Annotated in this window: 21 protein-coding genes and 2 tRNA genes; 12 read left to right on the top strand and 11 right to left on the bottom strand. The window is 68.4% G+C overall.

Features of this window, described 5'->3' with window-relative positions:
* Positions 1-59: 59 nt before the first annotated feature.
* Positions 60-902 (bottom strand): SDR family oxidoreductase, encoded by an 843-nt coding sequence (locus tag K1Y73_RS11205; RefSeq protein ID WP_225028384.1) that lies wholly within the window; start codon positions 900-902, stop codon positions 60-62.
* A gap of 128 nt (positions 903-1,030) precedes the next feature.
* On the opposite strand from K1Y73_RS11205, the gene K1Y73_RS11200 reads away from it, so the two are divergent.
* Positions 1,031-1,435 carry a winged helix-turn-helix transcriptional regulator gene (locus K1Y73_RS11200; RefSeq protein WP_225028383.1) on the top strand — a complete coding sequence of 135 codons (405 nt, stop codon included), beginning with the start codon at positions 1,031-1,033 and terminating at the stop codon, positions 1,433-1,435.
* A 19-nt stretch (positions 1,436-1,454) separates the two neighbouring features.
* On the opposite strand, the gene K1Y73_RS11195 is transcribed toward K1Y73_RS11200, so the two are convergent.
* The 7 genes from K1Y73_RS11195 to K1Y73_RS11165 form a co-directional block, all read right to left on the bottom strand.
* Complete coding sequence (locus K1Y73_RS11195) at positions 1,455-1,934, bottom strand: arsenate-mycothiol transferase ArsC (protein WP_225028400.1); 480 nt, start codon at positions 1,932-1,934, stop codon at positions 1,455-1,457.
* A 1-nt stretch (position 1,935) separates the two neighbouring features.
* Positions 1,936-2,415, bottom strand: a complete 480-nt coding sequence (locus tag K1Y73_RS11190) for a UPF0262 family protein (RefSeq protein WP_225028382.1) — start codon at positions 2,413-2,415, stop codon at positions 1,936-1,938.
* A 109-nt stretch (positions 2,416-2,524) separates the two neighbouring features.
* Positions 2,525-2,857: a hypothetical protein gene (locus K1Y73_RS11185; RefSeq protein WP_225028381.1), complete on the bottom strand. Its 333-nt coding sequence runs from the start codon at positions 2,855-2,857 to the stop codon at positions 2,525-2,527.
* 114 nt (positions 2,858-2,971) lie between these two features.
* Positions 2,972-4,273, bottom strand: coding sequence for a histidinol dehydrogenase (gene hisD / locus K1Y73_RS11180; protein WP_225028380.1), 1,302 nt, complete (start codon positions 4,271-4,273; stop codon positions 2,972-2,974).
* A 69-nt stretch (positions 4,274-4,342) separates the two neighbouring features.
* The gene (locus K1Y73_RS11175; RefSeq protein WP_225028379.1) at positions 4,343-4,819 is read right to left on the bottom strand and encodes a DUF2948 family protein; all 477 of its coding nucleotides are present in this window, start codon (positions 4,817-4,819) and stop codon (positions 4,343-4,345) included.
* The gene (murA, locus tag K1Y73_RS11170) at positions 4,819-6,087 is read right to left on the bottom strand and encodes a UDP-N-acetylglucosamine 1-carboxyvinyltransferase (RefSeq protein WP_225028378.1); all 1,269 of its coding nucleotides are present in this window, start codon (positions 6,085-6,087) and stop codon (positions 4,819-4,821) included. Before murA ends, K1Y73_RS11175 begins: the two co-directional genes overlap by 1 nt.
* Before the next feature lie 8 nt (positions 6,088-6,095).
* Positions 6,096-6,284, bottom strand: a complete 189-nt coding sequence (locus K1Y73_RS11165; protein WP_225028377.1) for a hypothetical protein — start codon at positions 6,282-6,284, stop codon at positions 6,096-6,098.
* A gap of 100 nt (positions 6,285-6,384) precedes the next feature.
* Here K1Y73_RS11165 and K1Y73_RS11160 point away from each other — a divergent pair.
* The 11 genes from K1Y73_RS11160 (at position 6,385) to K1Y73_RS11110 (ending at position 17,796) form a co-directional block, all read left to right on the top strand.
* Positions 6,385-6,459 (top strand) — tRNA-Thr (locus K1Y73_RS11160).
* Positions 6,460-6,733: 274 nt separating this feature from the next.
* The gene (locus K1Y73_RS11155; RefSeq protein WP_225028376.1) at positions 6,734-7,072 is read left to right on the top strand and encodes an STAS domain-containing protein; all 339 of its coding nucleotides are present in this window, start codon (positions 6,734-6,736) and stop codon (positions 7,070-7,072) included.
* Positions 7,073-7,101: 29 nt separating this feature from the next.
* Positions 7,102-8,643, top strand: a complete 1,542-nt coding sequence (locus K1Y73_RS11150) for a DUF3131 domain-containing protein (RefSeq protein ID WP_225028375.1) — start codon at positions 7,102-7,104, stop codon at positions 8,641-8,643.
* Positions 8,644-8,648: 5 nt separating this feature from the next.
* On the top strand, positions 8,649-9,800 hold the full coding sequence (locus tag K1Y73_RS11145; RefSeq protein WP_225028374.1) for an acyltransferase: 1,152 nt from the start codon (positions 8,649-8,651) through the stop codon (positions 9,798-9,800).
* Between the two features lie 3 nt (positions 9,801-9,803).
* Positions 9,804-10,421, top strand: a complete 618-nt coding sequence (locus tag K1Y73_RS11140) for a glycosyltransferase (protein WP_225028373.1) — start codon at positions 9,804-9,806, stop codon at positions 10,419-10,421.
* 32 nt (positions 10,422-10,453) lie between these two features.
* Entirely contained in the window at positions 10,454-11,626 is a 1,173-nt protein-coding gene (locus K1Y73_RS11135) for a glycosyltransferase family 2 protein (protein WP_225028372.1), read from the top strand.
* The gene (locus tag K1Y73_RS11130; protein WP_225028371.1) at positions 11,623-12,993 is read left to right on the top strand and encodes a DUF3131 domain-containing protein; all 1,371 of its coding nucleotides are present in this window, start codon (positions 11,623-11,625) and stop codon (positions 12,991-12,993) included. The genes K1Y73_RS11135 and K1Y73_RS11130 overlap by 4 nt, the downstream gene beginning before the upstream one ends.
* Position 12,994: 1 nt before the next feature.
* Positions 12,995-13,921: a hypothetical protein gene (locus tag K1Y73_RS11125; protein ID WP_225028370.1), complete on the top strand. Its 927-nt coding sequence runs from the start codon at positions 12,995-12,997 to the stop codon at positions 13,919-13,921.
* A gap of 89 nt (positions 13,922-14,010) precedes the next feature.
* Positions 14,011-14,631 (top strand): response regulator transcription factor, encoded by a 621-nt coding sequence (locus tag K1Y73_RS11120; protein WP_225028369.1) that lies wholly within the window; start codon positions 14,011-14,013, stop codon positions 14,629-14,631.
* Positions 14,632-14,732: 101 nt separating this feature from the next.
* The gene (locus K1Y73_RS11115; protein WP_225028368.1) at positions 14,733-15,248 is read left to right on the top strand and encodes a molybdopterin-dependent oxidoreductase; all 516 of its coding nucleotides are present in this window, start codon (positions 14,733-14,735) and stop codon (positions 15,246-15,248) included.
* A 10-nt stretch (positions 15,249-15,258) separates the two neighbouring features.
* Positions 15,259-17,796 carry an ATP-binding protein gene (locus tag K1Y73_RS11110; protein WP_225028367.1) on the top strand — a complete coding sequence of 846 codons (2,538 nt, stop codon included), beginning with the start codon at positions 15,259-15,261 and terminating at the stop codon, positions 17,794-17,796.
* Positions 17,797-17,842: 46 nt separating this feature from the next.
* On the opposite strand, the gene K1Y73_RS11105 is transcribed toward K1Y73_RS11110, so the two are convergent.
* The 3 genes from K1Y73_RS11105 to K1Y73_RS11095 all read right to left on the bottom strand — a co-directional run.
* Positions 17,843-17,916 (bottom strand) — tRNA-Gly (locus K1Y73_RS11105).
* A 91-nt stretch (positions 17,917-18,007) separates the two neighbouring features.
* Positions 18,008-18,697, bottom strand: a complete 690-nt coding sequence (locus tag K1Y73_RS11100) for an SGNH/GDSL hydrolase family protein (protein WP_225028366.1) — start codon at positions 18,695-18,697, stop codon at positions 18,008-18,010.
* A gap of 135 nt (positions 18,698-18,832) precedes the next feature.
* Positions 18,833-19,110: TOBE domain-containing protein (locus tag K1Y73_RS11095; protein ID WP_225028365.1), on the bottom strand; the 278-nt coding region annotated here is incomplete at its 5' end.

The following is a 19,110-nucleotide window of genomic DNA, read 5'->3' as shown; positions in this document are numbered from 1 at the left end:
AGAGCCGCCCCCCGCCAAGGCGGCAGGGGACGTTTCCGGGTTCGAATCCGACTTTTGGATTACAGCGCCTTCACCGCGGCGGCGACGGTGTCGGCCATCGGCGTGGTCGGGCGGCCGATCAGGCGCGACAGGGTCTTGCTGTCGTCAAAAAGCGCGCCGCGCCCCGAGCAGGCATCGGAATCGGCCAGGATGGCGGCAAAGCCCGCCGGCAGGCCGAACCCTTCCAGCGCCTTGGCATAATCGGCCTGCGGCAGGCTGACATAGGCCACGGGCTTGCCCGAGGCCGCCGCGACTGCCGCCGCCAGATCGGCGCCGCTATGGGCCGTGTCGCCGGCCAGTTCGTAGACCTTGCCTTCATGCGCCGCGTCCAGCGCCGTGACGGCAATCGCCTCGGCATAATCGGCGCGGCTGGCCGAGGAAACACGCCCCTCGCCCGCGGCACCAAGAATGGTGCCGAACTGGATCGCCGGGCCCAGCGCGCCGGTGAAATTCTCGGTATACCAGCCATTGCGCAGGATCGTGGTCGCAAGCCCGCTGGCCTTCAGCGCCGCTTCGGTCTCGATATGGTCCTGCGCCAGCAGCATCGGCGAGGCCTCGCCCTTCAGCAGCGAGGTATAGACGATCCGCCCCACGCCCGCCGCCTTGGCCGCGGCAATCGCCTTGCGATGCTGGCCGGCGCGGTCGTTGAAATCATTGGACGAAATCAGCACCAGCACGTCCACGCCCGTCAGCGCGGCCGGATCGGCGGCGGCATAGTCGAAGGCGCGGGTCTCGACCCCCAGATCGGCCGCCTTGGCCGGGCTGCGCGCCAGCGCGATGGGGGAAGCGCCGCGGGCCTTCAGGGCGGCGATGGCAAGCCGGCCCAGTTGGCCGCTGGCTCCGGTAACGGCGATGGTGGTCATGGGGAACTCCTGTATCCGATTGGCCCGTGGCCTTGGGCCTGGGGGCGATGTGCAATGGGGGTTGACTCGCACGACCGCTTACGAAATGGAAGTACGCACGTTTTTGTTAGCTTCGTAAGGATCGGCAGATGACCATCGCAACAGACGCACAAGAGATGGTGGCGCGTTGGCAATCGGCCAATGTCCTGGCGGCGGATTGCCCGTCGCGTCAGGTGTTGCAGCATCTGACCAGCCGCTGGGGGGCGCTGGTGATGATCGTCCTGGCGACCGGCCAGCACCGCTTTTCGGAATTGCGCCGCCAGGTGCAGGGCATCAGCGAGCGGATGCTGGCCCAGACGCTGCAGGATCTGGAGGCGGATGGCTTCGTGCTGCGCGTGGCCCATCCGGTGGTGCCGCCGCATGTGGATTACAGCCTGACGACGCTGGGCGAAGAGGCCGCGGCCCATGTCATGGGGCTGGCGCGCTTTGTCGAATCGGCGCTGCCGCGGGTGAAGATCGGGGCGAAGGATCCGGCCGGGACCGAGGCGGCCTGAGGCGGCCCGAGGCGGCAGGTCAGTCTTTCTCGGGCTCGGCTTCGGTCTCGGACGGCGGGCCGAAGCGGTCCAGCATGCGGCCGCGGATCTGGTCGCGCGCCTGGCGATAGGCGGAAAGCTTGGCCTCGCGCGTTTCGCCCAGGCCGGTGGGGTCCAGGATCGGCCAATATTCGACGTCAAGATGGTGATAGCGGGTCAGTTCCAGCGCCTGGCGCTGGCTGGCGGGGGACAGGGCGACGATCAGATCGAACTGACCCAGATCGTCGCCCCATTCCTGCATCTCTTCGAACGAGCGCGACCGGTGCCGGTCGATCTCGACCCCGATCTCCTTGCAGACGGCAACCGAGAAGCCGTCGACCTCCATGTCGTTCTTGACCCCGGCCGATTGCACATAGACGCGGTCGCCGTAGAACTTCTTCATCAGCCCCTCGGCCATGGGCGAGCGGACGGCGTTGTGGTCGCAGCAGAACAGAACGGACTGCGGGAGCGGACCCAAAATCTCAGCCCCAGTGCAGCACGCAGATCAGGGTGAACAGGCGCCGCGCCGTGTCGGTATCGACCTCGGCCTTGCCCGACAGCCGGTCCTGCAGGATCGCGGCACCCTCGTTGTGAATGCCGCGCCGCGCCATGTCGATCGCCTCGATCTGGCTGGGGGGCAGGCGTTTGACGGCGTCGAAATAGCTTTCGCAGATCTGGAAGTAATCCTTCACCACCTGGCGGAACGGGCCCAGCGACAGATGGAATTCGCCCACGCGCGCGCCGTCTTCGGTGGCGATGTCGAAGACCAGCCGGTTCTCGCGGATCGCCAGATGCAGCCGGTAGGGGCCGTCGGGCACCGCGCGCCCGTCGCGCAGCGGCAGGCCGAAGCGGTTTTCCTCGAGCAGATCGAAGATCGCAACGCGGCGTTCCTGTTCGATTTCCGGCGTCGGCCGGGCCAGGCCCTTCTCGTCGATCTCGATGTGACAGATACGGTTGCTCATCCGGCGGCCCTCCTGAGCCCCGTCCTTGATGCCTTAGCCATCGGGCACAGGCAAGCCCGCCACAGGCATGCACGGCCCAGTGCGGCCAGGGGTAAGGTGCGCGGCGCGGTCAGTTGCAGCTGCCAATTTTGGCCACCTGATAGGTGGTCTTGCCCAGAACCGGCGTTCCATCGGCCAAAGCGCCGGGCGGGACCGGCTGCAACGTGACCTGCAGGCGGCAGCCATCGCCGGTGATCTGCCATTCCGGCTGGCCTTCGGCCGTGGTGCCCACGAATTCCAGCGCACTCAGCGGATAGGGCGGCAGGGCCTTGGCCACGGCATCATCGGCCAGGATCGCCTGGATCTGCTCGATGCTGTCGTAATAGCCCGACAGCGCCGCCACGGCGGGATGGGCCAGCAGTGCGAAAGCGGCAGCAGCAAGGGGCGCGCATTTGGGGATCATCGGATCTTGACCTTGTTACCTGACAGAAAGGATCGGACCCGTCCTCGGTCCGCGGGCCCAGGACTTATTGCCGAGCCCGCGCTGCCATGCAACCCGCCGGCCGCCAGCGGCGTGTTAGCCGTTCAGCCGGTCAAGCCGCGCCTTCACGCTCAGCCCATGCGCCTGCAGCCCTTCCGATGCGGCCAGCGCCTCGGCCGCGGGGCCGATTGCCTTCAGCGCCTCGGGCGTCATCCGCGCCAGCGTGGTGCGTTTCATGAAATCCAGCACGTTCAGCCCCGAGGAAAACCGCGCCGAGCGCGCGGTGGGCAGAACGTGGTTCGGCCCGCCGACATAATCGCCGATGGCTTCGGGCGTCCAGGGGCCCAGGAAGATCGCCCCGGCATGCAGGCACTCGGCCGCCACCGCTTCGGGATCTTCGGTCAGGATCTCCAGATGCTCGGGCGCGATGCGGTTCGACAGGGCGGCGGCCTCGGCCAGGTCGCGCACGGTGATCACCGCACCATTCTGCACCCAGCTTTCGCGGGCAATGGCCTGGCGCGGCAGGGTCTGCAGCCGCGCCTCGACCGCCTGCGCCACGGCCTGACCGAAATCGGCATCGGGGGTGATCAGGATCGCCTGGGCGCTGACGTCATGCTCGGCCTGCGACAAAAGGTCGATGGCGACCCAGTCGGGGTCCTGATCGCCGGTCGCGATCACCAGCACTTCGGATGGCCCCGCGATCATGTCGATGCCGACCCTGCCGAAGACCCGGCGCTTGGCGGCTGCCACATAGGCATTGCCCGGCCCGGTGATCTTGTCGACCGGCGCGATGGTTTCCGTGCCATAGGCCAAGGCCGCAATCGCCTGCGCCCCGCCGATCCGGTAGATCACATCCACCCCGGCCAGTTGTGCCGCCAGCAGCACCAGCGGGTTGACCGCACCGCCCGGCGTCGGGCAGGCGATCACCAGCCGCTCGACCCCGGCCACCTTGGCCGGAATGGCGTTCATCAGCACCGAAGACGGGTAAGAGGCCGTGCCGCCCGGCACATACAGCCCCGCGGCGGAAACGGCCGTCCAGCGCCAACCCAGGGTTGCGCCCGCGGCATCGGTCCACCGCGCATCCTCGGGCCGCTGCCGGTCGTGATAGGCGCGGATCCGCTCGGCCGCCAGTTCCAGCGCCGCGCGTTCCGCCGCCGGCACCCGCGCCACTTCGGCGGCGATCTCGGCCGGGGAAAAGGCCAGCGTCTGCGGCGTCAGGTCCAGCCGGTCAAAGCGCGAGGTCAGCGCGATCAGCGCCGCATCGCCGCGCGCGCGCACATCGGCGATGATCCCGGCCACGGCGGCATCGACATCTTCGGCCTCTTCGCGCTTCATGCCCAGAAGGGCGGTGAAATCGGCCTCGAAGCCCGGATCGCGGGTGGAAAGGAAAAGCGGCATCGCCTGCCTCCGTCTGGAACCGCCCCCCCGATAGCGCGGGGGCTGCGCGGCGTAAAGCCGGGCGCGGGGTTAGACGCCGTGGTCGGGCCGGTGGCGCGAGGGCGCGAGATAGGGTTTCGAGACGTCTTCCAACACCAGATCCAGCGCCTCGACCTCAAGCGCGATGGCGCCGTCGCCGGCCAGGACCAGCGTCAGCCGCCCTGCACCATCGGCCCCGGCCGCCCAGTCCAGCGCCAGGACCGACAGGATCAGGTCGGGATCCTTGCGGTCGATGCCCTGGCTGCGCACCGCGGTGACGCCTGACACCGTCAGCAGACTGCGCACCCGTTCGAAGGGCCGGCCCTGCCGTTCGGCCTCGGCCCCGTCTTCCCAGCGGAAGCGGTTCACAAGCGCCGCAAAGCGGCGGCGGCGGACGTCCCAGCGCATTTCGGTCACCGGCAGGACGGCATCCTGCACCAGGGCCGAGATCACCGGCAGATCGTCCGCCTCCTGCGCCATCAGCCGCAGCGGGCCTTCCTCGCCATCTTCGAAACGCGCATCCGCCATCAGCCGGCAATCCGTTCGATCTTGGCCCCGCAGGCCGACAGTTTCTCCTCGACCCGCTCATAGCCGCGGTCCAGGTGATAGACCCGGCTGACCACGGTTTCGCCCTCGGCCGCCAAAGCCGCCAGAATCAGGCTGACCGAGGCGCGCAGATCGGTGGCCATGACCGGCGCCCCGCGCAGCTTCTCGACACCCGTCACCGTGGCATGGCCGCCATGCACGTCGATGCGCGCGCCCATGCGGATCAGTTCCGGCGCATGCATGAAGCGATTCTCGAAGATCTTCTCTTCCAGCACGCTGACCCCGTCGGCGGTGCAAAGCAGCGCCATCATCTGCGCCTGCAGATCGGTCGGGAAGCCCGGAAAGGGTTCGGTCACCACATCGACCGCCTTCACCCGGCCATTCTTGCGGCTGACCGTCAGGCCGCGCGCGGTTTCGGTGACCGAGACGCCCGCCTGATCCAGCTTTTCGGCGAAGGCGCCCACCAGTTCCAGCGTGCCGCCCAGGCATTCCACCTCGCCGCCCGCAATCGCCGGGACCAGCATATAGGTGCCCAGCTCGATCCGGTCGGTCACCACCGGATGGGTCGCCCCGCCCAGCCGGTCAACGCCCTGGATGGTGATCGTATCGGTGCCCTCGCCCTCGATCTGGGCGCCCATCTTGCGCAGGCAGCGGGCCAGATCGACGATTTCCGGCTCGCGCGCGGCCTGTTTCAGCACCGTCGTGCCCTTGGCCAGCGTGGCGGCCAGCAGGGCGTTTTCGGTCGCGCCGACCGAGACGAAGGGAAATTCGACGACTGCCCCCTTCAGCCGCCCGCCCGGCGCCTTGGCATGGACATAGCCGTCGCGCAGATCCAGATCGGCGCCCATCGCCTCCAGCGCTTTCAGATGCAGATCGACCGGCCGCGCGCCGATGGCGCAGCCGCCCGGCAGCGACACGACCGCCTCGCCATAGCGCGCCAGCAATGGGCCCAGCACCAGAATCGAGGCGCGCATCTTCCGCACGATCTCGTAATCGGCCTTGCGGCTGGTGATGTCATGGCTGGACAGCGCCAGCACCAGCCCGTCCTGCAGCCCCGCCACTTCGGCGCCCAGCGATTGCAGAAGCTGGGTCATGGTGCGGATGTCGGACAGCCGCGGCGCATTGGTCAGCGTCAGCGGTTCCTCGCTGAGCAGCGTCGCGGGCATCAGCGTCAGGCAGGCATTCTTGGCCCCCGCGATCGGAATCGTGCCCGAAAGCGCGCCATTGCCCCTGATCAGAATCGAATCCATTCGCTGCCTCACTCATCCGCGCCGTGATCGGCGTCTTCATCGGTTTCCGGGGTCGTTCCCGCGGCCCTTGCCCGGGCCTGGGCCTTGCGCCGCGCCATATTCGCCTTGAGCGCCGCCTTCAGCCGGTCTTCGCGCGTCGGCGTGCCGGCGGCTTTGCCCGGGCGGGCGGACGGGATCGGGCCTTTGGTCTCGGGCATGGCACGATCCTTAGCGCAAGGGGCGAGGCCGGTCCAGAGGACGGCGAAAAGGGGGTTGCAGAGGTCGGACTTTGCGTCTATCTCCGCCGCCACCAACGGCGCTGCAGTAGCTCAGTGGTAGAGCACTCCCTTGGTAAGGGAGAGGTCGAGAGTTCAATCCTCTCTTGCAGCACCACCATCCCCCCTTGCGATTCTGAAGCCAAGGCCCCCCGCGGGCGGGCTGTGCGTTTGCGCCCGCTTTCGCCTGCAGACCCCCGCCGCCACGGCCCCGCCTGCTGCCCCGCCCCCCTTTGCGACATGCCAAGGGGGTGGCCCCTATCCTGACGGATAGGCGCGATCCCCCTTTGCCCATTAACGCTTTTGCCCTGCCCCGGTGCATCAAGGCTGCATGGAAACGGCCATGCGATCCGATCAACCGGACCAGGCCAAGACGCAGACAGGGGACGACAATGATCCGACTGGAAGAAACCGCCTCGGCCGTCACGGTGATCGCACCGGATGCCGCCGGACTGACCGCGATGACCGCCGGAGAGTTCCGCCGCCGCGTTCTGGCGCTGATCGAGGGCGGCCAAAGCCGCTTCGTCATCGACCTGCGGGAAGTTCAGGATGTCGACAGTTCGGGCATCGGCACGCTGGTCGGCCTGCTCAAGCGCATCGGGCTGCGCGGCGAGATGATCCTGTGCGGACCCAGCGAGAAGGTCGCGCAGATTTTCCGGCTGACCCGGATGGATGCGATCTTCCCGATCCAGCCCGACAGCGCCGCGGCCCTGCGGGCCCTGGCCGCTTGATCGCGCCATCGCGGCAGAAGGAAAGCATCATGGCCCGAAGCTTGCAGAATTCCGCCCTGGCGCTGGCCCTGATCGGGATCGGCGTCGGCCTGCCGGTCGCGCTGGGCGCGCTTGCGCCGCCTGCGGCTTCGGGCCCTGCCCTGGCGCTGCTGCCGGGCACCGCCCCCGCGCCCCCCTTCGGCCGCCATGGTCCGCTGACCCAGGACGAACGCGCCGTGGCCGAGACTGCCTGGTCCTATTTCGTCGCCGCCTACCAGCCCGAGACCGGCCTGGTGAATGCGGTCGGTGATTACCCGTCAACGACGATGTGGGACACGGCCTCTTACCTCTCGGCGCTGGTCTCGGCCCATGATCTGGGGCTGATCGACCGCGCCGAATTCGACCGCCGTGCGACCAAGCTGCTGGCCACTCTGCACGGGCTGCGCCTGTCGCAGGGCAAGCTGCCCAACAAGGCCTATAACACCAAGACCGCCGAGCGCGTCGACTATGCCAACACCCCCGGCGATCTGGGCTATTCGGCGCTGGATCTCGGCCGGCTGCTGATCTGGCTGAAGATCGTCAAGGAACGCTACCCCCATCTGGGCAACCAGGTCGACGCGGTGGTGCTGCGCTGGAACTTCTGCGACGTGATCTCGGCCGAGGGGCAGCTGTTCGGCGCGACGGTCGGCAAGGATGGCAAGACCAAGTCCTTCCAGGAAGGCAGGCTCGGCTATGAGGAATATTCCGCCAAGGGCTTTGCGCTTTGGGGCTTCGACACCACCGAGGCCTCGAAAGCCGAACCCTATCAGATCATTCCGATCGAAGGGGTGGACGTGCCGGCCGATGGCCGCGACCCGCGCCTGTTCCACAGCCAGAATTACGTCGTCAGCGAGGGCTATATTCTGGAGGGGCTGGAGCTGAACTGGGATCTGCCCAATGACCGCTCGAACCAGCCCGGCCTGGCCTCGGATGGCTGGCGCGCCGATTTCGCCGACCGGATCTATCAGGTGCAGGAGCGCCGCTTCCAGCACAGCGGCATCCTGACCGCCCGGTCCGAACACCAGGTCGAGGGCGCGCCCTATTTCGTCTATGACGCGATCTTCGCCGATGGCTATGCCTGGAACACGCTGGATCCGGCCCAGGGCTATGCGCCCGACCGGGCGGCGGTGTCGTCGAAGGCGGCCATCGGCATGTGGGCGCTGTGGGAAACCACCTATACCCAGCTGCTGTTCGATCACGTCGCCCATCAGGGCACGGCCGGAAAGGGCCTGGACGAGGGCGTCTATGAAGATGGCAGCGGCCCGATCCCGCTGCAGACCGCCAACAACAACGGCATCATCCTGGCCGCCCTTCTGTACAAGGTGCAGGGGCCGATCCTGCAATATCGCAATGACCAGCCGCAGATCTGGGATCTGGCCGGCGCCGGCACCGGCCAGCGCAAGGCCCGCTGCCAGCCCGAACCCAAGGCCCGGGTCCAGGCCGCGCCGCTGCCGCCCGCGCCCTGCCCCGAGGCCGGGTCCGACCCGGCGCTGGCCGCCACCGCCTATTGCCGCCCCCCGCGCGCGCCCCGCCGCCGCCTGTTCCGGAAGTGACCCCGATGTCCGCCCAAGCCCGCCCTCGCATGGTCTGGTTCGACGCGAACCGCGTCTGCGCCGCAATCGGTGTTGTGCTGATCCATTGCACCGCCGATTTCGCCGGCGGCGCCTTCCCCAAGGCCACGGCCGAAGACCGGCTGGGCCCGGTGATCGGCCGCGCCATCGCGGAATTCTCGGGCTCGGAGATGTTCTTCCTGTTCTCGCTGTTCCTTCTGGCCTTCAAGCTGGACCGCCGCCGCCCCGGCTATGGCGCGGCCCTGGGCGATCAGGCGCGCCGGCTTTTGGTGCCGTTTGCCTTCTGGCTGGTGTTCTACGCCCTGTTCCGCTTGGTGAAAGCGCAGGAGTTCGGCTATGCGCCGGCGATCTGGGCGCAGCTTGGCCAATGGCAAAGCTGGGCGGGCTATGCGCTTTTGGGCAATGCGCAATATCACCTGCATTTCCTGCCGACCCTGTTCCTGCTGGTGCTGTTCTTCCCCGTCATGCGGCTGGGACAGCGCTATCCGCTGTTCGGCCTGCTGCTGCCGGTGACGCTGGGCGTGATGCAGGGGGTGCAGGGCTGGATCTGGACCCTGCCGGTCGAGGGCCTGGCGCGCGAGATGCTGCTGCGCGGGGCCAAGGTCATGGGCTATGTCGGCTATGGCTTTGCCGCCTTCGCGATCTTCGGCCTGTGGAAAGACGGCCTGCCGCGCGGCGAAAGCCGGCTGCTGCGCCGCGGCGCGATCTTCCTGGCCGCCACCGCCTTCCTGGCCACGCTGCCGCATTTCTGGGCCGCGCTGCAAAGCGGCAGCTGGGGCGGGCGCGAGGGCGGCGGCTTCTGGGGACATTACCTGATGCCGCTGGCGATCTTCGCGATCTTCCTGGGCGCGCAATATGCCGACTGGTCGCCCCGCTGGTCGCGTCTGGCGAAATACACGTTCGGCATCTACCTGATGCATCCGCTGGTGATCGACCTTTTCGATGTCGCGGTGCATGCGGCCGGCCTGCCCCTGTCGCCCACGGCCCTGGTCGCCGCCCGCTTCGCCTTCGCCCTGCCCGCCACCGCCGCCCTGGCCGTTCTGACCGGCCGGATCCCCGCTTTGGCCTGGACCATCGGCCTGGGCCCCCTGCCCTGGGCGCCGCGGGCAGCCGCGCGCCCCCGCCTGGCCGAGGTCTGAGCCATGGATGACTATTTCCGCCGCTTCGAAGACCGCCAACCCCCCGCCCCCATCGCCTATTCGCCCTGGCGCGAGGCGCTGTGGCAGATGCTGGCCATGGCGACGCTGGTCACCGGCCTGTGGTATCTGCACTGGCGCTGGACCCAGTCGCTGAACCCCGAGGCACTGTGGTTCGCGCTGCCCCTGGTGCTGGCCGAGACGCTGGCCTTCATCGGGCTGGTGCTGTTCGTGATCAACCTCTGGCAGGACCAGCCGGTCGAGATCAAACCCGCCCCCGCCCGCTATGGCGACGTGGCCCCCGGCGTGCCCGATGCGGCGCGGCCGATCACGGTCGACATCTTCCTGGCCACCTATTCCGAAGACCCCGAACTGGTGCGCCTGGGTATTGTCGACGCCAAGGCCGTGACCTATCCGTATCCGATCGACATCCGCATCCATGTGCTGGATGACGGCCGCCGCCCCGCCATGCGCGCGGTCTGCGCCGAGGAAGGGGTGAATTACATCACCCGCGCCACGAATGAAGGCTTCAAGGCCGGCAATCTGCGCAATGCGATCGAACAGACCTCGGGCGATTTCCTGGTGATCTGCGATGCCGATACGCGGCTGTTCCCGACTTCCTGACCCATACGCTGGGCCATTTCCGCGATCCGAAAATGGCCTGGGTGCAGACCCCGCAATGGTTCTACGACCTGCCCGAAGGCACGCGCCTGCCCGAGGTTCTGGGCCAAAGGCTTGGCCGCGCCGGGCGCTGGCTTGGCCGCGGCACCGAGGCGGTGCTGGGCCAGATCACCCTGGGCCGCGATCCTTTCGTCAACGATCCACGCATGTTCTACGACGTGATCCAGCGCCGCCGCACCGCCGCCAATGCCATCTTCTGCTGCGGCGCGGGCTCGGTCCACCGGCGCGAGGCGGTGATGGAATCGGCGCTGCGCAGCTTTGCCGCCGCGGTCGAGCGCCGGGTCCGGGCCGCCGAAGAGGCCTATACGCTGGAAACCCGCGAACGCCATGTCGCGCCCGAACTGCTGGCCGCGATGCGCGCCGATGCCGCGATGACCGAGATCCTGACCCCCTATCGCTTCCATGTCTCGGAAGACATCTACACCTCGATCGAGCTGCATTCCGACCGCGAGCGCGGCTGGAAATCGGCGCTTCAGCCGACGGTGGAAAGCCGGATGCTGTCGCCGCAGGATCTGCAGGCCTGGATGGTGCAGCGGTTCAAATATGCCGGCGGCAGTCTGGACATCCTGTGGAATGACAACCCGATCTTCCGCCGCGGGCTGACGCTGCGCCAGAAGCTGATGTATGGCTCGACCTTCTGGTCCTATCTGGGCGCGATCTGGAACCCGATCTTCCTGGCCGGCCCGGTGATCTACCTGTTCACCGGCATCTCGCCCGTCGCCGCCTATTCGGCCGCCTTCTTCCTGCATGCCGTGCCCTTCATGGTGCTGATGGAGCTGGCGATGATGGTCGGCACCTGGGGCGCGGGCGGATTTGCCGCCAAGGCCAGCTATATCTCGTTCTTCCCCATCGGGTTGCGGGCCATCGCAACCGTGCTGCGCGGCCGCAAGATCAGCTTTCCCGTCACCCCCAAAGACCGCCGCTTCGGCTGCTGCCTGCATCTGGTGCGCCCGCAACTGGCGGTGATCCTGCTGACCCTGGCCGCCGCGCTTTGGGCCGGCACGGCCGAGGCGCTGGGGATCGGCAACCATTCCGCCTCGGGCCTTCTGACCAACCTGGCCTGGGGCGCCGTCAATTGTCTGGCCATGGGCACGATGCTGCGCGCAGCCCTTTGGCACCCCGATGATCTGCAAGGAGACCAGCCGTGACCGCGCTTTTCCACACTGCCCGCAGCGCGCCCGCCCGCGCGTCCTCGCCCGCCTCTTCCCCCTCGCCGCTTCTGCTGGCGCGCAGCCATATCGCCATGGTGCTTGGCCTTCTGGGCGGGCTGGCGCTGGTGTTCTGGCTGGAAGGCATCGACCTGTCGCCCCGCCCGGCCGCCGATGCGATGGCGCCGTTTCAGGCCGAAGCCCCGCTGCCCCTGGCCCGCCCGCGCGCCCTGACCGCGTCCGAACAGGCCGCCGCCGCCATCGCCTGGCGCTATTTCCAGAACAACATCTCGCCCCAGACCGGGCTGGTCGCCTCGGTCGATGGCTATCCTTCCACCACGATGTGGGAAACCGGCGGGCTTCTGGATGCGATCCTCTCGGCCGAGCGGCTGGGCCTGATCGGGCCCGACGAGGCCGAGGCGCGGCTGACGCTGGCGCTGGATAGCCTGCTGCATCTGCCGCTGACCGAGGCGGGCCTGCCGAACAAGGCCTATGACATCCGCGACCTTGCCATGGTCACCTACAAGAACGAACCGAGCAAGGCCGGCATCGGCTGGTCGGCGCTGGATCTGGGCCGGCTGATGGCGGCGCTGACGGCGGTGCGCGCCGCGCATCCCGATCTGGCGGGGCCGGTGCAGGCGCTGATCGGGCGCTGGGATCTGGCGCAGCTGCTGGTCGCGGGCGAGTTGACGGGCGGCACGATTTCCCAGACCGGCACCATCGCCTATCAGGAAGGCCGGATCGGCTATGAACAATATGCCGCCAAGGCGATGCTGGGCTTCGCGCTGGATGCCACGGCGGCGCTGGACGTGACGGGCCAGCTGGTTCCGCGTCAGGCGCAGGGCATTGCCGTGCCGGGCGACAGCCGGCTGAACAAGAACCAGGTGCCGGCGCTGGTCACCAGCGAGCCCTATCTGCTGGACGGGCTGGAATTCGGCTTTGACGCGCGCTCGCATCTGCTGGCCTCGCAGCTGTACCGCGCGCAGGAACGCCGCTTTGCCGAAACCGGCATCCCCACCGCGGTCTCGGAAGGCCATATCACCGAGGCGCCCTATTTCGCCTATGCCACCGTCTGGGGCGGCGGGCAGGATTGGGCGGTGCTGACGCTGGACGGCACACGGATGGACAGCCGCCGCACGCTGAGCACCAAGGCGGCCTTCGGCTGGGATGCGCTGTTCGACACCGCGTATACCGCCCGGCTGGTCGATGAGGTGGCGGCGCTGAACGATCCGGCCCGCGGCTGGATGGAAGGCCGGTACGAGGCCGACGGCACGCCGAACAGCGCCATCACCGCCAATACCAATGCCATGGTCCTGACCGCGCTGGCATATCGCGTGGCAGGCCCGCTGACCCGGATGGAGAAGTAAGATGCGCCGCCGCCTGATGGTCCTTGGCCTTGCCCTTCTGCCCGGCCTGGCCCTGCTGCCCAGCCTGGGCTCCGCCGGCCAGGTCTGCCCGCCCGCCCGGCTGGACCGCCCGCTGCCCGGGGTCGAAGCGGTGACGCTGGACCAGGTCTCGGTGTCAAGCGCGGGCTTTCCCGGCGCCTGGCAAGAGGGGGTGATCGGCGCCCAGGCCCTGCCCTACCGGCTGTTCGTCGATGGGTCAGGCTCGGTCGCCAAGGATCTGCGGCTGCGCGGCTGGCATGTGGATTTCAGCTGCGATCTGACCGGGAAAACCTGCCAATATCAAAGCCATGACGGCGCGCCCGAAGCGGCGATGGCCGCGGCGAAGGCCATCGGCGATTGCCTGATCGCCAGCCCGCCAAAGCCCCGGCCGCGCCCGGCGCTGCTGGCGAAACCGGCCACCGCCGCGCCGCTGCCGCCTTTCGAGCGGGCCGGGACTCTGCCCACGGCCAAACCTGTGGCGCCCGTGGCGGCCAAGACCAAAACGGCGCCTGCGCCCAAGCCGAAAGCTGCCGAGAAACCCCCAGAGAAGGCGACAGCCAAAGCGGCCCCGGCCCCCGCACCGGCCCCGGCCGAAAAGGCAGCAGCCAAAGCCCCGCCTCCCCCGTCCTGCTGGGTCAAAGCTCTGCCGGACGAACCCGCCGGGGCGCGATTGCAGCGGCTGTTGCTGCTCGCTGGCTTCGATCCCGGCCCGATCGACGGCCAGCCCGGCGCCCGCACCCGCGCGGCCCTGCGTGGCGCCTTGGGCGACACGGCCGATCCGGCCGCGACCAAGGCCAATATCGCGGCGCTGCAGCGCCTGTTGTGCCCGCGTCCAACGGCCCAGGGCGGCGGCGCCGCCGACAAGCCCGGCGCTGAGGGCCGCAACACCGGCGCCGGCACATGCTCTTGACACTCCTAGGTTGCAGACTTGGCCGCCGATCTGCTAACCTGAAAGGAATTCAGGCCCCTGCGCATCGCGCCAGGACAGGACGTTGCTGCATGCGCATTCTTTTGGCCGACGATCAGGAACTGGTGCGCGAAACCATCGCGGCCTTCCTGCGCAGCGAAGCGGATATTTCGGTCGAGGTCGCCCGCGACCTGCCGCATGCGGTCGAGACGCTGCGCGGCTCGGCCCCGTTCGACCTGATCCTGCTTGACTACATGATGCCCGGGATGAACCGGCTGGCCGGCCTGCAGGCCGCCCGCCAGGCCGCGCCCGGCGTGCCGGTGGCGATCCTGTCGGGCGCCGCTCCGCAGGTGCTGGCCGAACAGGCGGTCGCGGCCGGTGCGGCGGGCTTTCTGCCCAAGACCATGACCACCCGCTCGCTTCTGGCGGCGATCCGCTTCATGGCGGCGGGCGAGATCTATGCCCCGCCGCCGGCCCCCGGCGCCCGCCCCGCCCCTCATGCCGCCGCCGAGCCCGGGCAGGCGCCGCTGACCGCGCGCGAGATGGATGTGCTGAAACGGCTGTGCCAGGGTCTGGCGAACAAGGAAATCGCCCGCGACCTGGGCCTGCAGGAAGTGACGGTCAAGCTGCATGTGAAGACGCTGTATCGCAAGATCGGCGCGCGCAACCGCACCCATGCGGTGGTGATCGCGCGCGAGATGGGCGTCGCCTGACCCCCGCACCCCTATCCTTTCGGAGTAGGCGCCTATCCCGAGGTCCCGAAGCAATTCCCCGGGCGGAATGGTAGAACAGCGGAAAGACAAGGAGACCCTCGATGAAAGTCTTTCTTCGCACCCTCTTGGCGCTGATCCTTCTGACCGCCGGCATGTCGGGCCTTGGTCACAGCGAACCGTTCGGCCCGCCCAAGGGCGCGGTGGTGCTGACCGTCACCGGCCAGATCGCCGCCAAGAACACCGAAACCGGCCTGGCGCTGGATGCCGAACAGCTGGCCACGCTGCCCCAGACCAGCTTCACCACCACCACGACCTGGACCGATGGGCCGCAAACCTTTCAGGGCGTCCTGCTGAAGGATCTGATCGCCGCCCTGGGCGCGACCGGCAGCACGATCTCGCTGCGGGCGGCCAATGACTATTCGATCATCATGCCGATGGCCGATGTGAAGGAAGACGGCCCGCTGCTGGCCTATCTGATGAACGGCAAGCCGATGTCGCTGCGCGACAAGGGGCCGATCTGGATGGTCTATCCCTATGACCTGAACGAGGCCTTCCGCACCGAGGAAACCTATTCCCGCTCGATCTGGCAATTGGTGCTGATCGACTTCGGGGCCTGAGCCTGCGCCCATGGCCCCGCCTTTCCCGCCCTTTGCCACCCTGGCCCGTGCCGCGCGGCCTGTCCTGATCGTCGTTCTCTGCGGCACGCTGTTGCTGCTGGGCGCCCTGGGGCTGCGGATCCAGTCGGCGCTGGTCAGCCTGCGCAGCGAAGCGACCGACAACCTGTACTGGAACCTGTCGCAGCTGGAAGTCGATCTGGTCCGGCTGAGCGAAGAGATCCGCGTCAATGTCGCCGATCCTGCCGCGCCGCTGGACGAATTGCGCCGCCGCCATGACCTGTTCTACAGCCGCGCGCAGAATGTGATCCATGGCAATGGCCTGACCCGGGCGGGGCTTGAGGATCTGTCGCAGTCGCTGGGCCGCAATCTTGAGGCCTATCTGGCCAGCGAAACGCCGCTGATCGACGGGCCGGATGCGGTGCTGCGCCAGAACCTGCCCGCCATGGCCGGCCGGCTGGTGCAACTGCGCGAGGATATCCGCCAGACCTCGATCCGGCTGATCGAACGGCTGGCGCGGCTCAGCGACGAACGGCGCGCGGCGGTGGCCTTGCTGGTGCAGCAGATGGCGCTGGCAATGGCCACGACCATCGGCCTGCTGATCAGCCTTCTGGCGCTGGTGATCCTGTTGAACCGCGCCGCGATCCGCGAAGGCCGGATGACGGTGCAGATGTCGCGCCAGCTGAAGGCCACGGTGGATTCGGCGCTGGATGCGATCGTCGTGGTCGATGATCACGGCCGGATCATCCAGTTCAACGCCTCGGCCGAAAGCACCTTCGGATATGCCCGCGACGAGGTGATGGGCCATCCCGCCTCGGGGCTGCTGATCGCCGAGGACCTGATCGCCGAAGCCGATGGCGGCGGGGCGGCCCGGCTTGGCGGGATGGACGATCTGCGCCTGGTCGATGCCGGCCGCTTCCAGACCCAGGCGCTGCACCGGACCGGAAGGGCCTTTCCGATCGAACTGTCGATCTCGTCGGCCGAGGGCGACGAGGGGCGGATCTTCATCGCCTTCCTGCGCGACATCTCGGCCCGGCGGGCGGCCGAAACCGCGCTGACCCGCGCAAGGGACGAGGCGCTGGCGGCCGAGAAGACGAAGACCGAATTCCTGGCGGTGATGAGCCACGAGATGCGCACGCCGCTGAACGGCGTCATCGCCTCGCTGGAAATCGCCAGCCGCAAGGCCAGCGACCCCGAACAGGCGCGCTTCATCGCGCTGGCGCAGGAGTCGGCCAATCTGCTGTTGCGCCATGCCAATGACGTGCTGGACATCACCCGGATGGAAGGCGGCGGCATGCGCTTTGCGGCCGAAAGCTTTGATCTGCAAAGCCATCTGTCGGATCTGGTCGAGATGGTGCGCCCGATCTGCACCGAACGCGGCATCGCGCTGGACTTCCAGATGCTGACCCCCAGCGCGCGCCTGTGCGGCGATCCGTTCCGGCTGGGGCAGATCGTGCAGAATTTCCTTTCGAATGCGATCAAGTTCGTGGGCCAGGGCCGCATCACCGTCGAGGCCGAGGCCAATCCGCTGGAAGACGGGCGGCGCGAGGTCGAGATCCGGGTGATCGACACCGGCCCCGGCATCGCGCTGGCGGATCAGGAGCGGATCTTCCAGGATTTCGTGATGCTGGACCCGTCCTTCCACCGCGCGGGCGGCGGGGCCGGGCTGGGTCTGGCGATCTCGCGCCGGCTGGCCGAGGCGATGGGCGGCGCGCTGGGGGTGGAAAGCGAACCCGGTCAGGGCAGCTGCTTCTGGCTGCGCCTGCCCCTGCCGCTGGCCGCGGTGCAGGCAGCCGCGGAACCGCTGCAACCGGGCGGCCCCGCCCTGCCCGCCCAAGATATTCTGGTCGTCGAGGACAACGCGACCAACCGGGCGGTGCTTGAGGAAATGCTGCGCCATCTGGGCCAGCGCATCGTTCTGGCCAGCGATGGCGCCAAGGGCGCGGCCGAGGCGGCGGCGCGGCGCTATGACCTGATCCTGATGGACATCTCGATGCCGGTGATGGACGGGCTGGAGGCGACGCGGCTGATCCGGGCCGACGGCGCCTCGCGCGCGGCGCGGATCGTCGCGGTCACGGCGCATTCGCTGCCCGGCGATCTGGACAGGTTCCGCGCCGCGGGCATGGACGATGTGCTGGTCAAGCCGCTGTCGCATGCGGCGCTGCGGCAGATCCTGGTGGGGCGCGCCCTGCCCGAAGACCGGCCCGAGGCGATGCTGCTGGACCGTGGCCGGATCAGCGATCTGAAGATCGCCGTCGGGGCCGAGACCTTTGCCCGGCTGGCGCAGGGCTTCCTGCGCGATGCCGAGGCCCAGGCCCAGCGCGTGGTGCAAGAGGCCGGGCAGCCCGGGACGGACGCAGACCTGGCCGCGATCTGCCACGAGGCCAGCGGCGTGGCGGCGGTGTTCGGCGCGCAGAAGCTGCAGGCGCATCTCTCGGGGGCGGAACGGGCGCTGCGCGACGGTCAGGGCCAGGCGGCCCGCGCCCGGCTGATCGCCGAAACCCTGCCGCTTTGGGCGCAGACCCGCGCAGCGGTGGCAGATTTGCTGTGACCGCAGCCGCAAAGGGCGGCACGCAGGCTGCATCGGTAATGAAATCTGGAGCGGGCGACGGGAATCGAACCCGTGTCTCTAGCTTGGAAGGCTAGGGTCTTACCATTACACAACGCCCGCTCGGGCCCGAACTAGCTAAGCGCGATGCCGGGCGGCGTCAAGCCATGGCCCTGCATCGCGCGCAGCGCCCGCCGCCGGGCCGGGGCGCCGCTTAGCCCTCGACCGCCGACAGCCGTTTCAGAATGCGCAGCGCGATCTCGCGGCTGCCCTTGGCCGAGGGGTGAATCAGGTCGCGGGCATGGAAAGACCTGTCCTTCCAGGGCACCAGATCCTGCAGCGAGACGAAGAAGAACCCGGGATCCAGCCCTTCCAGCAGCGCAAGCCGCCGGTCCAGCTCGTTCCCGGCCGGACCGCAGCCTTTGATCGGGGTCTGCACCCCCGGATTGCGCAGATAGCCCACATACAGCACCCGCGCCCCGCGCTCGCGCAGCGCCTTGACGAAGGCCGGAATCTCGCCCGCGCGGCCGTCTTCGGAAATCAGCCGGTCCAGCATGTGGCGGCAGGCGCTGCAGGCACAGCCGAACAGCAGGTCATTGCCGCCGCCATTCATCACCACCCAATCCCAGTCGCCCTCGCGATATTGCCGGGAAATCCGCATGCCGGCCTTGCCGCTGACCGGCAGCGCATAGAAATAGCGCGCGCCGATCACCGATCGGTCGGTCACCTCTTCATCCAGCCCCGCTTCCAGAACCTGGCCGATCGACCGGCCCGAGGCGCGGTTCCAGGCCATCATGGAATCGCCCAGAAGCAGGATCTTCGAAGAGGAATCGCCCTGGGGCACGGGTTCACCGCAGGCCGCAAGACAGGCCAGCGTCAGGATCAGAAACAGATTGCGCAGCACAAGAAAGGTCCGTGATCGGGCCCCCGCCCGGATGAGAAACTGCCTGCAAGTCCCGCGTCTGGCAACAGATTCGCGACATGCCGCCCGCGGCGTTGCCGAAAAGCGGCACTCGCCCTGGCGCCGGACCTGGCCGGCCTAGCGGCCCTGCCCCACATTCTCCTGCGCCACCGATACCGCCTTCAGCACCGCATAGACCGGCAGGCCGGGCTTCAGGCCCAGCGCCGCGACCGAGCGGCGGGTGACCCGCGCCAGGATCGCCGCACCCCCGGCCTCAAGCCGCACCAGCGCGCCGGGGCCATCTCCGAGACGGATCTCCTGCACCAGCGCGGGCAGCACGTTCAGCGCCGAGATGCGGGCGGGCGGGCGGCGGCCAGAGGCGCTGCGTGCCGCGGCGATGGAGGCGGTGAGCGCCG

Origin of the sequence: Xinfangfangia pollutisoli, assembly GCF_020179405.1 — a bacterium.
GTDB lineage: Bacteria > Pseudomonadota > Alphaproteobacteria > Rhodobacterales > Rhodobacteraceae > Pseudogemmobacter > Pseudogemmobacter pollutisoli.
Note: the sequence above shows the minus strand (reverse complement) of the source record. Positions and strands in the feature narration are given on the sequence as shown.